The organism is Tistrella sp. (assembly GCF_002684955.1).
In the GTDB taxonomy this organism is placed as follows: domain Bacteria; phylum Pseudomonadota; class Alphaproteobacteria; order Tistrellales; family Tistrellaceae; genus Tistrella; species Tistrella mobilis.
The window spans coordinates 72,929-86,704 of sequence record NZ_NYWI01000014.1; the positions used below are offsets into that span (position 1 = coordinate 72,929).

At 67.6% G+C, this 13,776-nt stretch carries 12 protein-coding genes; 7 read left to right on the forward strand and 5 right to left on the reverse strand.

Annotated elements, in window-relative coordinates:
- Positions 1-53: 53 nt before the first annotated feature.
- Entirely contained in the window at positions 54-1,967 is a 1,914-nt protein-coding gene (locus CMO28_RS03665) for a SurA N-terminal domain-containing protein (RefSeq protein WP_296709753.1), read from the reverse strand.
- A gap of 357 nt (positions 1,968-2,324) precedes the next feature.
- Here CMO28_RS03665 and tpiA point away from each other — a divergent pair, with 357 nt between their 5' ends.
- From tpiA to eno, 5 genes are all read left to right on the forward strand, one after another.
- Entirely contained in the window at positions 2,325-3,083 is a 759-nt protein-coding gene (tpiA, locus tag CMO28_RS03670; RefSeq protein WP_062764999.1) for a triose-phosphate isomerase, read from the forward strand.
- A gap of 89 nt (positions 3,084-3,172) precedes the next feature.
- Entirely contained in the window at positions 3,173-3,598 is a 426-nt protein-coding gene (secG, locus tag CMO28_RS03675) for a preprotein translocase subunit SecG (protein ID WP_296709757.1), read from the forward strand.
- Between the two features lie 203 nt (positions 3,599-3,801).
- Positions 3,802-5,436, forward strand: coding sequence for a CTP synthase (locus tag CMO28_RS03680; protein WP_296709760.1), 1,635 nt, complete (start codon positions 3,802-3,804; stop codon positions 5,434-5,436).
- A 44-nt stretch (positions 5,437-5,480) separates the two neighbouring features.
- Positions 5,481-6,335 carry a 3-deoxy-8-phosphooctulonate synthase gene (gene kdsA, locus CMO28_RS03685; RefSeq protein ID WP_014745264.1) on the forward strand — a complete coding sequence of 285 codons (855 nt, stop codon included), beginning with the start codon at positions 5,481-5,483 and terminating at the stop codon, positions 6,333-6,335.
- A gap of 147 nt (positions 6,336-6,482) precedes the next feature.
- On the forward strand, positions 6,483-7,772 hold the full coding sequence (gene eno, locus CMO28_RS03690) for a phosphopyruvate hydratase (RefSeq protein WP_014745263.1): 1,290 nt from the start codon (positions 6,483-6,485) through the stop codon (positions 7,770-7,772).
- Positions 7,773-7,797: 25 nt separating this feature from the next.
- Here the strand turns inward: eno and CMO28_RS03695 are convergent, their stop codons facing one another.
- The gene (locus CMO28_RS03695) at positions 7,798-8,796 is read right to left on the reverse strand and encodes a DMT family transporter (RefSeq protein WP_296709764.1); all 999 of its coding nucleotides are present in this window, start codon (positions 8,794-8,796) and stop codon (positions 7,798-7,800) included.
- 106 nt (positions 8,797-8,902) lie between these two features.
- On the opposite strand from CMO28_RS03695, the gene CMO28_RS03700 reads away from it, so the two are divergent.
- Positions 8,903-9,751 (forward strand): LysR family transcriptional regulator, encoded by an 849-nt coding sequence (locus CMO28_RS03700; protein ID WP_296709766.1) that lies wholly within the window; start codon positions 8,903-8,905, stop codon positions 9,749-9,751.
- 15 nt (positions 9,752-9,766) lie between these two features.
- On the opposite strand, the gene CMO28_RS03705 is transcribed toward CMO28_RS03700, so the two are convergent.
- A complete protein-coding gene (locus CMO28_RS03705) occupies positions 9,767-10,357 on the reverse strand; it encodes a PAS domain-containing protein (protein ID WP_296709769.1) in 591 nt (196 codons plus the stop codon).
- Positions 10,358-10,464: 107 nt separating this feature from the next.
- Here CMO28_RS03705 and CMO28_RS03710 point away from each other — a divergent pair, with 107 nt between their 5' ends.
- A complete protein-coding gene (locus CMO28_RS03710) occupies positions 10,465-11,271 on the forward strand; it encodes an FkbM family methyltransferase (RefSeq protein WP_296709772.1) in 807 nt (268 codons plus the stop codon).
- Between the two features lie 19 nt (positions 11,272-11,290).
- Here CMO28_RS03710 and CMO28_RS03715 read toward each other — a convergent pair whose 3' ends face one another.
- Both CMO28_RS03715 and CMO28_RS03720 read right to left on the reverse strand, forming a co-directional pair.
- The gene (locus CMO28_RS03715) at positions 11,291-12,310 is read right to left on the reverse strand and encodes a glycosyl hydrolase family 18 protein (RefSeq protein ID WP_296709774.1); all 1,020 of its coding nucleotides are present in this window, start codon (positions 12,308-12,310) and stop codon (positions 11,291-11,293) included.
- The gene (locus CMO28_RS03720) at positions 12,310-13,746 is read right to left on the reverse strand and encodes an undecaprenyl-phosphate glucose phosphotransferase (protein ID WP_296709777.1); all 1,437 of its coding nucleotides are present in this window, start codon (positions 13,744-13,746) and stop codon (positions 12,310-12,312) included. The genes CMO28_RS03715 and CMO28_RS03720 overlap by 1 nt, the downstream gene beginning before the upstream one ends.
- Positions 13,747-13,776: the final 30 nt, after the last annotated feature.

Below are 13,776 nucleotides of genomic sequence, written 5' to 3' on the forward strand. Positions count from 1 at the left end.
AAGAGGGGGGCGGGCCGAGGCGGGGTCTGGTACCGATGCGGATGGCTGCCGGCTCAGGAGCCGGCAGCCGGATACATCTGGTTGATCAGGCCCTGATTGATCGAAGCCGGATGGCGGGCGCGCAGCACCTTCTCGTACTGGGTGAGGATGCTCTGGGACTGCGCCTGTTCCAGCCGCGCACCAAGAGCGGCCGCTTCCGCCCCTTCGGGCGCCTTGGGCACGATCACATCCGCCACGACCGCAACGATACGGCTGCCATCGCCGGTATCGGCGGCGACGGCATCGCCGGTCTTTGCAGCGAAGGCATCACGGACCAGGGGCGCCGGCAGATTGGCGCGCTGCGGCTGCGCACCGGCGGCACCGGCGATCTGGCCGCGGCGATCGATCGCCGGCGGGGTTTCGACATCCAGGCCGAACCCGGCCGCCGCCGCGGCGAGTGCCGTACCGCCCTTCACCGCCTCGACCAGCTTCGCCGCACGCTCGGAGGCCTGCTTGCGGGCTTCTTCAGCCCGCCAGTCGGCGACGACGCGCTCGCGCACCTCGTCGAGCGGCCGGTCCTCGGGCTGGGTGATGCCGTCGACACGCAGGATGAAGTAGCGGCCGTTCTCCCATTCGGTCAGCGGCGTGGTCGCCCCCTGATCGGTGGAGAAGGCGAGGGCGGGGAAGCGGTCGGTCTCGGGCGCGCGGGCGACCGCATGACCCAGACCATCGGTGCCGTCGGCTGCGATCGCGTCGATCTTCACCAGGTCCAGGCCGAACTGCTGCGCGACCTGCTCGATGGTCGCACCGCCGGCAATGCTGTCCTCGATCCGGGTCGCTTCCTCGTAGACCTTGTCGACCGCACGCTCCAGCTTCAGCTCTTCTTCGAGGCCTCGCCGGACCTCGTCGAAGCTCTGGGTCTTGCCTTCGACGACATTGCGCGCGGTCAGCACATGCCAGCCGAGGGGGCTCTGCACCGGTGCCGACACCTCGCCTTCGCCAAGTGCGAAAGCTGCATCGGCAAGCTCGGGCAGCATCTGCTCGCGGGTGACGTCGCCCAGATTGATGGTCGAGGCGTCGAAGCCCAGCGCGCCGGCGACCTCGTCGAACGACTCACCGGCCGCAATCCGGTCGCGGGCGGCCTTGGCCGCGGCCTCGTCCGGGAAGGTCATCTGCAGCACCTGGCGGGTGGCCGGGGTGGTGTAGCGGTCGAGATGGGCCTCATAGGCCTCGCGCAGCGCCGCCTCGTCGACGGTGATCTCGGATGCCAGCGCCTCGGGGGTCAGCGTCGCGAAGCTGACGGCCCGCCGCTCGGGGATCGCATAGGCCGATTTGTTGGCATCGTAATAGGTGGCCAGCACCTCGTCGGACGGCGCCTCGATCGCGGCCGGATCGGCGGGGACACGCACCGTGATCAGCCGGCGCTGCTCGCCCTGGAACATGTGCTCCAGCGTCACCAGCGGCTCCGGGGCCGGAACGGGCGTCGCCAGGGCCGAGATCAGCTGCTGGCGGCGCAGATCATCGGCGAGTGACGCTTCGTAGGTTGCCGGCGTATAGCCGTTGCGTGCCAGGACCTGCTCGTAGACCATCCGGTCGAACCGGCCGCCCATGCCACGGAAGGCCGGCGCCTCGGTGATCGAGCGGGCGATCATGTCGTCGGTGACGCCGAGCCCGAGCCGCGCGGTCTCGGCGCGGATCATGGCATCGCCCACCGCCATGCCGACCGAGCGCTCCAGCAGGCCCATGCTGCGGGCCATGTTCTGGTCGAAGGTCGGGCCGAAGATCTGGCGGGCGCGCTGGATCTCACCCTGATAGATCCGGTCCAGCTCCTGCGGTGTCACCTCCACGCCGCCAACCTCGGCCACGACGGTGGAATTGCGGCCGCGGAAGATGTCGCCGATTCCCCAGACCGCGAAGCTGGCTGCCAGCGCGATGAGGAACACGCGGAACAGCCAGTGGCGGGACGCGGTACGAAACTGGTTGAGCATGCGGGACGGATCCTGATCTCTGTTCGGCCCGGCGGCACGGTCAGGCGGGCACGGCCGGGGTCACGGTCGCGCGCATAATAGAAGGCGCGGCCTCTGCGTCGCAATCTTGAAACCCGCCCGCTGCATGTCGGGCCTGCGTTATGTGCTGTCGCACCGACTGGAAATGCCCCGCGAGGCGTGTTATAGCAGCCCCGACCGGACGCGGAGGGCGCGTTTGCCGGGCGTGAATGCGTGCGTGGACCTGATTGCCGCCGGTGATCATCCCGCGGATCCGCCGGTGAAGCGGGCTTTCCTGCCGGGGAAGAGACCGACTCGTTTCTGCAGCCGCCTCTTATAAGATTACGGGAGCTACCGGGTATGCCGCATCGTCCCACGCCGCTGGTCGCCGGGAACTGGAAGATGAACATGCTGGTGGCCGATGGCCGCGCGCTTGCGGCCGAAGTCGCCGCCGGTGCCGAAGGCCTCGCCGCCGGGTTTGCCGTCTGCCCACCCGCCGCACTGCTTCCGGTCGTGGGCGAGGCGATCCGCGGTTCGAAGGTCGCCCTGGGCGCCCAGGACTGCCACGCCAAGGCCTCCGGTGCCCATACCGGTGATCATGCCGCCGCCTTGCTCAAGGATGTCGGCTGCACCTATGTGATCGTCGGCCATTCCGAACGGCGCCAGGATCATGGCGAGACCGATGCCGTTGTCGCCGCGAAGGCGGAGGCGGCGGCAGCCGCAGGGCTCGTCCCGATCGTCTGCGTCGGTGAGACGCTGGATCAGTACAAGGCCGGCGAGGGCGTTGCGGTGGTGGAAGCACAGGTGGACGGCTCCGTCCCGGCCTCCGCCTCGGCCGACCGCCTGGTCGTGGCCTACGAGCCGGTCTGGGCGATCGGTTCGGGCCTGGTGCCCACGACCGACGATATCCGTGCGGTGCATGGCGCGATCCGTGCGCGCCTGGCGGCGCGCTTCGGCGATGCCGCCCAGGGCATCCGCATCCTTTATGGCGGCTCGGTGAAGCCCGGCAACGCAGCCGAGATTCTGGGGGTCGACGATGTCGACGGCGCCCTGGTCGGCGGTGCCAGCCTCAAGGCCGCAGACTTCCTGGCCATCGGGGCGGCGGCGCCGGCCCGCTGAGGCGGCGGCCCCCCCTCTGAGAAACCCGTGCGGTCCGGCAGAAAGCCCGGGCCTCGCGACCACACTTTCGAGAACGGACCACACGCCCCATGGAAAGTGTTCTGCTGGTCATCCACCTGCTGCTGGCGATCGCGCTGATCATCACGATCCTTCTGCAGCGCAGCGAAGGCGGTGCGCTCGGCATCGGTGGTGGCGGTGGCGGCGGCGGGCTGATGTCGGTGCGCGGCCAGGCCAACCTGCTGACCCGTGCGACCGCGGTACTCGCCACGCTGTTCATCCTGACCAGCCTGGGCCTCGCCATCCTCGGCGGCACCCACAATCGGGGCGGCTCGGTCCTCGACCGCATCGACACCACCACGCCGTCGGGCCCGGCTGCGCCGATCACTCCGGCGACACCGACGGCGCCCGTCGCTCCGGCGGCACCCGCTGAGACGCCTTCGGCGCCTGCGGCACCGGCGCCTTCGGGCGACACGGTGACGCCGCCTTCGGCGCCGGCCGCTCCGGCCGCAAACTGACGACACTGCTTCGGGCCCCGCGCCGCTTCGGCCGCGGGGCTCGGAGCTTGATGGACCGGCCCGTCGGGGCCGGTCCGCTCAAGGACTTCGAGGACGGGCCGGTGTGTCGATCGCCGGCCGGGCCGCGCTTTCGGGGCGTGGCCTTCGCCCGTTGATCGACGTCCGGCGCGCCCCCGCGCCAAAGACCAGGACGAGCTTCTCCCATGACGCGTTTCATCTTCATCACCGGCGGCGTGGTCTCCTCGCTGGGCAAGGGCCTGGGCTCGGCGGCGCTGGGTGCGCTGCTGCAGGCCCGCGGCTACCGTGTCCGCCTCCGCAAGCTCGACCCCTATCTCAACGTCGATCCGGGCACCATGAGCCCGTATCAGCATGGCGAGGTTTTCGTGACCGACGACGGTGCGGAAACCGACCTCGACCTCGGCCATTACGAGCGCTTCACCGGTGTCGCCGCCCGGCGCAACGACAACGTGACCTCGGGCCGGGTCTATTCCGAGGTGATCGCCCGCGAACGCCGGGGTGACTATCTGGGCGGAACCGTGCAGGTGATCCCGCATGTCACCGACTGCATCAAGGAATTCATCCTGGCCGATGCCGAGGCGCATGACTTCGTGCTTTGCGAAATCGGCGGCACGGTGGGTGATATCGAAAGCCTGCCCTTCATGGAGAGCATCCGCCAGCTCGGCAACGAGCTGGGCCCCGAGCGGGCGGTGTTCATCCATGTCACGCTGGTGCCCTACATCAAGGCGGCCGGCGAGCTGAAGACCAAGCCGACCCAGCACTCGGTGAAGGAGCTGCGCGGCATCGGCATCCAGCCGAACATCCTGCTGGTGCGCTGCGACCGTGAAATTCCGGCCTCCGACCGCCGCAAGATCGCGCAGTTCTGCAATGTGCGTGAAGAGGCGGTGGTGCCGGCCTATGACGTCGAGACCATCTACGAGGTCCCGATCCGCTATCACGAGCAGGGGCTCGACACCCAGGTTCTGAAGTCCTTCGGGATCACCGGCGCGCCGCGGCCCGATCTCACGGGCTGGGAGCGGGTGGTCGACCGGATCAAGCGGCCGGAAGGCGAGGTGACCATCGCCGTCGTCGGCAAGTATGTCGAGCTGATGGACGCCTACAAGTCGCTGAACGAGGCCCTCGCCCATGGCGGGATCGCCAACAACGTCAAGGTCCGCCTGAAGTGGATCGACGCTCAGGTCTTCGAACGCGACGACGCCATGCTGCACCTGGAAGGCGTGCACGGCATCCTGGTGCCCGGCGGCTTCGGCGAGCGCGGCGCCGAGGGCAAGATCGCCGCCGTCACCTTCGCCCGCGAGCGGCGGATTCCCTATTTCGGCATCTGCTTCGGCATGCAGATGGCGGTGATCGAGATCGCCCGCCATCTGGCCGACCTGCCCAAGGCGTCGTCGACCGAGTTCGGCCCGACCGAAGAGCCGGTGGTGGGTCTGCTGACCGAATGGTCGCGGGGCGACGGGTCGACCGAAACCCGCATCGAGGGCGGCGATCTGGGCGGGACCATGCGTCTCGGTGCCTATGACTGCGCCCTGTTGCCTGGCAGCCGTGCCGCCGCCATCTATGGCAATGCGGAGCGGATCGCCGAGCGGCACCGCCACCGGTGGGAAGTGAACGTCAACTACCGCAACCGGCTGGAGGCCGCGGGCCTGCGCTTCTCGGGCCTGTCGCCCGATGGCGTACTGCCCGAGATCGTGGAGCTGCCGGATCATCCCTGGTTCGTCGGCGTTCAGTTCCATCCGGAGCTGAAGTCGCGTCCCTTCGAGCCGCATCCGCTGTTCGTGTCCTTCGTGCGGGCCGCGATGGAGCAGTCGCGGCTCGTCTGACCGACAAGATCCCCCTGCTGCGGATATCCCAAGGAAGGCCCGAGATGACCGAGACCCAGAACGGTATGCGCCGCGTGCGCGTCGGCGCGCTCGAGATCGCCAATGATCGGCCGCTGGTGCTGATCGCCGGCCCCTGCGTGCTGGAGAGCCGGGCCCACGCCCTCGAGGTCTCGGCGGCGCTGAAGGAGATGTCGGAAAAGCTCGGCATCGGCCTGATCTACAAGACCTCCTTCGACAAGGCCAACCGCACCTCGGCCAGTGCCGAGCGCGGCTTGGGCCTTGAAGACGCGCTGCCGATCTTCGCCGAGATCCGCGAGACCACCGGCCTGCCGGTGCTGACCGACGTGCATCTGCCCGAGCAGTGCGCCATCGCGGCCGAGGCCGTGGACGTACTGCAGATCCCGGCCTTCCTTTGCCGGCAGACCGATCTTCTGGTCGCGGCGGCGAAGACCGGCCGGGTGGTCAATGTCAAGAAGGGCCAGTTCCTGGCACCCTGGGACATGACCAATGTGGTCGCCAAGCTGGATGCGGCCGGCAACCCCAACGTGCTGCTCACCGAGCGGGGGGCGAGCTTCGGCTACAACACCCTGGTGACCGATTATCGTGGCCTGCCGATCATGGCCCGCACCGGTTGCCCGGTGGTGTTCGACGCCACCCATTCGGTTCAGCAGCCCGGCGGTCTGGGCGGGCGCAGCGGCGGCCAGCGCGAATTCGTGCCGGTGCTGGCGCGTGCGGCGGCAGCGGTGGGTGTGGCGGCGATTTTCGCCGAGACCCATCCCGACCCGGACAAGGCGCCGAGCGACGGCCCGAACATGGTGCCGCTGAAGGCGCTGCCCGAGATGGTGGCCGACTGGATGGCGTTCGATGCCGCCGCGAAGGCCCGCCCGCTGGCCGTCTGATCTTCTGTCGCCCCGACAGCATCATCGTCACGGGCGGCCCTCATTCTGATCCTGCATCGCTTCCTGTCGACGGCGCGTTTCGTCGGCAGGCAGCCCCTCGACAGTCGATCCCGGCCCCTTGCCCTTGAACGGAGAGCGAGACATCCCATGACTGCCATCGTCGATATTCGTGCCCGCGAGATCCTCGACAGCCGCGGCAACCCGACCGTCGAGGTCGATGTCGAGCTGGAAAGCGGTGCGATCGGCCGTGCCGCCGTGCCGAGCGGCGCCTCCACCGGCAGCCGCGAAGCGGTCGAGAAGCGCGACGGCGACACCGCCCGCTATCTGGGCAAGGGCGTCGAGCAGGCCGTCGAGGCCGTGATGGGCGAAATTTCGGACGAGCTGATCGGCTATGACGGCGAGGACCAGATCGGCATCGATCAGGCGCTGATCGAGCTGGACGGCACCGAGAACAAGTCGCGCCTGGGCGCCAATGCGATCCTGGGCGTCAGCCTGGCCGTTGCCCGCGCTGCGGCGGAAGAGGCCGGCTGGCCGCTGTTCCGCTATGTCGGCGGTGTCATGGCGCACACCCTGCCGGTGCCGATGATGAACATCATCAACGGCGGCGCCCATGCCGACAACCCGATCGACATCCAGGAATTCATGATCATGCCGGTGGCGTCGGACAGCATCGCCGATGCCATCCGCACCGGTGCCGAGGTCTTCCACCACCTGAAGAAGCAGCTGTCGGCGGCCGGTCACAACACCAATGTCGGCGACGAAGGCGGCTTCGCCCCCAATCTCGGCAGCAATGCCGAGGCGATCGACTTCATCATGAAGGCGATCGAATCCGCCGGTTACAAGCCGGGCGAGGATGTGGTGCTGGCGCTTGATGCCGCCTCGTCGGAGTTCTTCAAGGACGGCAAGTATCACCTCGACGGCGAGGGCCGTGTGCTCGGCGCCGACGAGATGGTCCGCTTCTACGAGGACCTGGTTGCACGCTACCCGATCGTGTCGATCGAGGACGGCATGGCCGAGCAGGACTGGGACGGCTGGGCGGCTCTGACCCGCGCCATCGGCGGCAAGGTCCAGCTGGTCGGCGATGACCTGTTCGTGACCAACCCGCAGATCCTGGCCGAGGGCATCGAGAAGGGCCTCGCCAACTCGATCCTGATCAAGGTCAACCAGATCGGCACCCTCACCGAGACGCTGCGCGCGGTCGACATGGCCCACCGCGCCGGCTACACCGCGGTGATGTCGCACCGCTCGGGCGAGACCGAGGACACCACCATCGCCGATCTGGCGGTCGCCACCAATTGCGGCCAGATCAAGACCGGCTCGCTCTCGCGTTCGGACCGTCTGGCCAAGTACAACCAGCTGATCCGCATCGAGGAGATCCTGGGCGATACCGGCTATTACGCTGGCCGCGGTGCGCTGAAGGCGCTTGCGCGCCGCTGATCCCCGTCATCGTCGATCCCGGCGATCACGACCTGCACGAAGGCCCGTCCGGAGCGATCCGGGCGGGCCTTCGCCGTTCGCTGCCCTTGCCTTGTTCGCTGCCCTGGCCTTCGGCACGGATGACCTGCGAGATGCCCCAGGCAGAGAGCGCGGTGCCGACCACCATCATCCAGGTGAGCGGCTCACCGAACATCGCCCAGGCCCAGACCAGGGTGACGGTCGGGCTCAGATAGAGAACCGTGGCCACCCGGGTGGGCGAGCTTCGGGCGAGGCAGAGCCAGTAGAGGCCATAGCCGCCGACGCTGGACAGAAGCCCCGTCCAGAGCACCGCAACTGTGAATCCGGGTGTTGCCGGCGGTGCGAGACCGCCGTCGGCGCCGGCCAGACCGGCAAACACCAGGGCAGAGACCACCGCGTGCAGCCAGAGCCGTGCAAGGGGGCTGGGGGCTCCCCCGGCCGGCAGCCGGGCCTGCCAGAGGGTGGCGATCGCCAGCGCCGCCATGCCACCGAGCGGCAGCAGTATCGCGAGGATCGGTATCTGGCCAGACGCCAGTGCATCCTGGCCGACAATAGCGACACCGATGCCACCGGCAACGAGGCCCGCCCAGCCGCGGCCCGGCAGATGCCGGCCGAAGAAGGCGGCGCCGAGCAGAGCCGTACCGATGGGGAGGAGATCTGCGATCAGGGCCGCAAGCCCCGCGGGCACCCCCAACTCGATGCCTTTCGCGACGCCGGCGAGATAGCCGCCCATCGCCAGCGCGCCGATTGCGGCCTCGGCGCCGAGGCGTCGCCATCCCGATCTGCGGAGCGGGCCAGTTCTGCGGATCTGGCGGATGGCCCAGGGCAGCAGGATCAGGCTGACCAGAATGCACCGCCAGAACACGACCAGAAAAATCGGCGCATGATCGACCGCCAGGCGCGTGCCGACGAAGCCGGAACTCCAGCTGATCACCAGACCGGCTTCGAGCAGGGCCAAGGGCGTACTGGTCCCCAGGTGGCGAAGCCTGGCGGAGATCATGGTCATGGCACGTTCCGTTGCGGAGGGTCGTGAAAGGAGCCTTGATCCTGCCGCGGTATTATCATTCACTAAAACGAAATGATCTGATCATCATGTTCGGAAAAATTTGATCATGCCGGCGATGCTCGATCTCGATCTTCTGCGCAGCTTTCACATGATCGCCCGGCTGGGGCGGTTCCGGGCCGCGGCCGAACGGCTCAACAAAAGCCCCGCTGCAATCAGCGTTCAGGTTCAGCGGCTTGAGGCGGTGGCCGGCGGTCGCCTGTTTGAGCGTGACAACCGTGCCGTCGTGCTGACCCCCTTGGGCCAACGTCTGCTCGCGGGGACGACCGAGCTGCTTCGGGTCCATGACCGTCTTATGGACGAGCTTCAGGATACCGGACCTGCCGGGAAGGTCCGTTTGGGGGTGCCCGATGAATATGCAGGGCATGTGATCCGGGACATCCTGCCCGTTATCGTGGCGCGATGGCCCCGGGTGGTGCTCGAGGTCGAAACGGCTGCAAGCGGTGTGCTGACGGATCAATTCCAGCGCGGGCGGCTGGACATGGTGGTGATCGTGCGGCCGGCCGGGGGAGAGCATGACGGGCGGTATCTCGTGGCGACGACGCCGGTCTGGGTGGCGGCGCCGGCGCTGGCTCAGGCGCTGCCCGACATTCTGCCGCTTGCTCTTCATGCGGCCGACTGCCCTTATCGGGATGCGATGCTGGCGGCGCTGACATCAGCCGGCCGGCCCTGGCGGGTTCTGCTCGCCAGCCCGTCGGCCGGTGCAGTCGAAACCTGTGTCGAGGCCGGGCTTGCCCTGTCGGTGGTCGACAGGTCCAGAGTGACGCCGGCGATGCAGATCGTGGAAGCGCTCCCCCCGATCGGGGGGCATGAGGCCGTCGTCCTCGCACATCCATCGGACGGTGATGATGCCGTCGGGGCGATCGGTTCCGTGCTGGCGCAGCATTTCAGGCTGTAGCCGCGGGGGTATCAGTCAGTCCCTCAGGATACGAACCTGCGGGCGGTAGGCCGTCACCGGGCCGTCGAGCACGACGGTATAGGTTGCGACCCAGCCGGGCGTGCCGTCGGTGCGGGCAAGCGGCATGATCAGCCATTCTGCCATGCGCCACTCGCCATCCGGCCAGGTGGCACGATCGACACCCCAGATGAGTGTGGCCTCGTCGATGGCGCGGTCATAGGCGCGCAGGATGTCGGCGTAGCGATTTCCGTACCAGATGCCGTCGACGAGATGGCCGGTGGCGTCACGTCGGGCGAGCGCGACGATGACACTGCCGACATAGCGGTGCAGAAAGCCGCCGTCAGCCAGACGTTCAATGACCAGAAGATTGGGGAGGGTTCTCGGCATATCGACCAGCAGATCGAAATCCCGCCGAAGCGGCATCGGACGCCCCATCCGTCGCGACCGCCAATACGCGATCAAAGCCTGGATCCGCGGATCAGGCGCGTGGGGGCCGCGGCCATCGAAGCCGGGATCTGTGGAGCCGGTGGTCATCATGCGATCATCGACCGGCCCGTCATTCGGGGCAAGTGCCTCGTGGTGCAGCGCTGTGGCAGCGATAGACATCCTCCCGGCCGATAACCGTGATATGATGATAAAGTTCGCAGCCATCGCCCATACGATCCGAGGGATTCTCTGCCGTGGCCGGCCTGAAAACCATCATTGAACGACGAATGCCCCGGCTCTATGCCCGGTTGATCGATTTTCGCGATCGCATGGCCCCCGATTACGGCGAAAAGGAACTGGCATTGGTGCCGATTCTGGCTGAGGCGGATGCCGACGCCTATGACATCGGTGCCAATCACGGCGCCTACACGGCCCCCATGCTGCAGGCTGCCGGACGCGTCGTGGCCTTCGAGCCCAACCCCACCATGGGCAAAGTGCTGAAGACCCGGTTTGCCCGCGAATTGCGGGAGGGGCGGCTGGTGTTGATGCCGATGGCGCTGGGCGATGCCGAGGGGGAGGCGGTGCTGCATGTTCCCGAGGCCGGATCCGGTCTCGCCTCCATGAAGGAGGAGGCGGTGCGAAGCGTCAGCACGCCCGGGATGCTCCATATTGCCGTTGCCGTCCGGCGGCTCGACGATCTCAAATCCGAGATCGGCCGCGGCCGGCGCGTGGGCTTTGTGAAGATCGATGTCGAGGGGTTCGAAGGCACGGCACTTCGTGGTGCGGTCGAAACCCTGAAGACCCATCAACCCAGCCTGCTGATCGAGGCGGAGGAGCGTCACACGCCGGGTACCCTGGCCGAACTTCAGGCTTTGCTGGGACCGATCGGCTATCGCGGTCTCTACCTGCTCGACGGCCGTCTGCATGACATGACGGGCTTCGATATCGCCCGGCTCCAGGATCGCTCGGCCTTGAATGCAGAGGGAACCCGCCGGCTGCCCGACAGGGTCTACGTCAACAATTTCATCTTCGTCGCACGGCCCGAGCCGCTGGCCCGGCTGGAGGCGGCGTACGGCCCGGTGGTCTCTGCCTGATCCCGCTGCCCCGGCCGAGTTAAGGGAGAACCGCATCGCATCCGTCGCGGCCGAAGCCCTCACACACGGCGCGCAGCATCATGCCACCGCTAGGTGTTGCGGCACTTGGGCCCGAGGGCGGCGTGCCGAGCATGCCATAGACCATCACCCCGGCCTGCTCCTGGTCTTTCAGGCGCGCGGCAAGGTCGCGAATGGCATCGATCGCCGGAACAGGCTGGCCGGTCGGGTCGGGGGGCACGATCAGCCCAAGTGCCAGCGGCCCGTCCCAGATTGCCCGATAGGCTGCGAAGGCGCGTTCCGGATTGTAGGAGGGGCCGGCGGCATAGGCCATGATGGCCACCAGGTCGACGGCGGCGGCCGCCTCGCGGTCGCGGCCCAACCACAGCATGCTGCCGGTATAGGGGCCGCCGGGCGGCTCGGTCTGAAATGCGCCGCTGCCATAGGCGCCCGTGCTCCAGCCAGGGATGCTCAGCATCATCGGGCGTGGAAGCACCGCGCGTGTGTCTGCGATCAGCCTGGACCAGGTGAGATCCGTGCGACAGACGACGGTGGGGCCCCTGCGCGCCTCGGCCGTCTGGCAATCCGGTTTTGCCGGCTCGTAATCCAGGTCGACGCCGTCGAGACCAAGATCGGTGACCAGACGTGCCAGGGCCCTGGGGTCATAGCGGCGCCAGCCGTCGACATAGCCGGACCCGCCGACCGCCAGCAGCACCTTCATCGCGGGTGCGCGTGCTTTCAGCGCCCGGACGGCATCGGCGAGGACGGGGCCGGGGACCGGCGCCTGCAGCCCCGTCTCGGTGAGGTCCAGCCCGCCTCGGTAAACGAGGTCCGGTTTGACGAAACCCAGCACCTGCACATCGACATGGTCCGGCGTCATCGCCAGACGCGTGGCGCTGCCGAGTGCCACGGGTATCTCTTCCCAGCTTTCGTAATAGGCCATCGAGAAGGGCTGAGGAAGCGTGACCTGCTCGGTGCCAGAGGCCGCCTGCGCGACCAGAAGGCCGATCGTCGTCAACAGAAGGGCGCGCATCGCCTGCATCAGAACACATCCCGTCCGGCCATGCCGCCGAACAAAGTCCGGGCCATGATCCGGATGTCGAACCACAGCGACCAGTTCTCGATATACTGCAGGTCCAGTTCGACCCCACGCCGGGCCTTGTCGGCGTCGTGGATGCCGCCGCGCATGCCGTTGATCTGTCCCCAGCCGGTGATGCCGGGCTTCACCCGGTGGCGGGCGGCATATTCCTGCACCGTCTCGAAATAGGTGCGCTCTCCGACCAGCATATTGGGGACATGGGCGCGGGGGCCGACCACCGACATCTCACCGCGCAGGACATTGAACAGCTGCGGCAACTCGTCGATGCTGGTTTTGCGAATGAAGCGACCGATCCGGGTGATGCGCGGATTGTCCATCGGCGTGCCGCGCGATCCGTCGTCGGTGGGATCGACGGTCATCGACCGGAATTTGAACATGTCGAATTCACGGCCGTTGAAACCGACCCGCCGCTGCCGGAACAGGATCGGCCCGGGGCTGTCGAGCCGCACCAGGATCGCGACCACCAGCAGCAGTGGGGACAGCAGCAGAACGGCGATGCCGGCCACGATATAGTCCAGGATGCTCTTCAGAATTGCGTCGGTGCCCTTGAGCGGCCGGCGCGCGACCTGAAGAAAGGGCAGGCCGCCGACATTGAACAGCTGTGCACCACGCAGATTGATCCAGTCGGCTTCGATCGGCAGCAGCACATCGGCCGGAATCGCGCAGAGTTTCCGCATCATTTCGGCAATGCGCTGGCCGGCGCGCCAGGGCAGGGCGATGATCACCACGTCCACGCGTTCCTGACGCGCCCGACGGGCCAGTTCATCGACGCCGTGAGTGACGGTGAGGCCCGCAATTTCCACTGCGCGACGTGCTGCGCGATCGTCGAAGACGCCGATCAGTTCATAGAGATCACGCCGGCCGGGGGCGTCGAGATAGCGGATCGCCGCCTCGCCTTCTTCGCCGGCCCCGATCACCGCCACCCGACGCTTCAATGCCCCGCGCCGTTCCATACCGGCAACGGCGATCCGGGCCATGCTTCGCCCGATGGTCATCAGCACCAGGCCGGCAATCCCGAAGGTCGTCAGCCAGCTTTCGACAATGCCGCCCGGCAGAAAGCCGATGGCGAAGATGCCGGCCACGACCAGCGCGGCGAGCAGGCCCAGGATGATGTCGGCGACCTGCCCACGCAGGTGGCGGTACCGTTCCCACCGATAGACCCGACGCCCCTCGTTCACCTGCACCATGGGCACGACGGCCAGTGCACCCAGAAGCACCGATTGTGCCCAGGTCACATCGGCTGCGGTGGCTTCCGACAGGGGCCGGGCGGCCACCGCAGCGGCCAGCATGGCCAGAATATCGAGGAAGCGGACGGCCCGGTTCACCAGACCGAAGGTGATGTTGCGCAGCCGGGGCGTGATGCTGTCGGACGTGGTCATGCGCGGCGGGCCTCGTCAGCCGTGTGATGG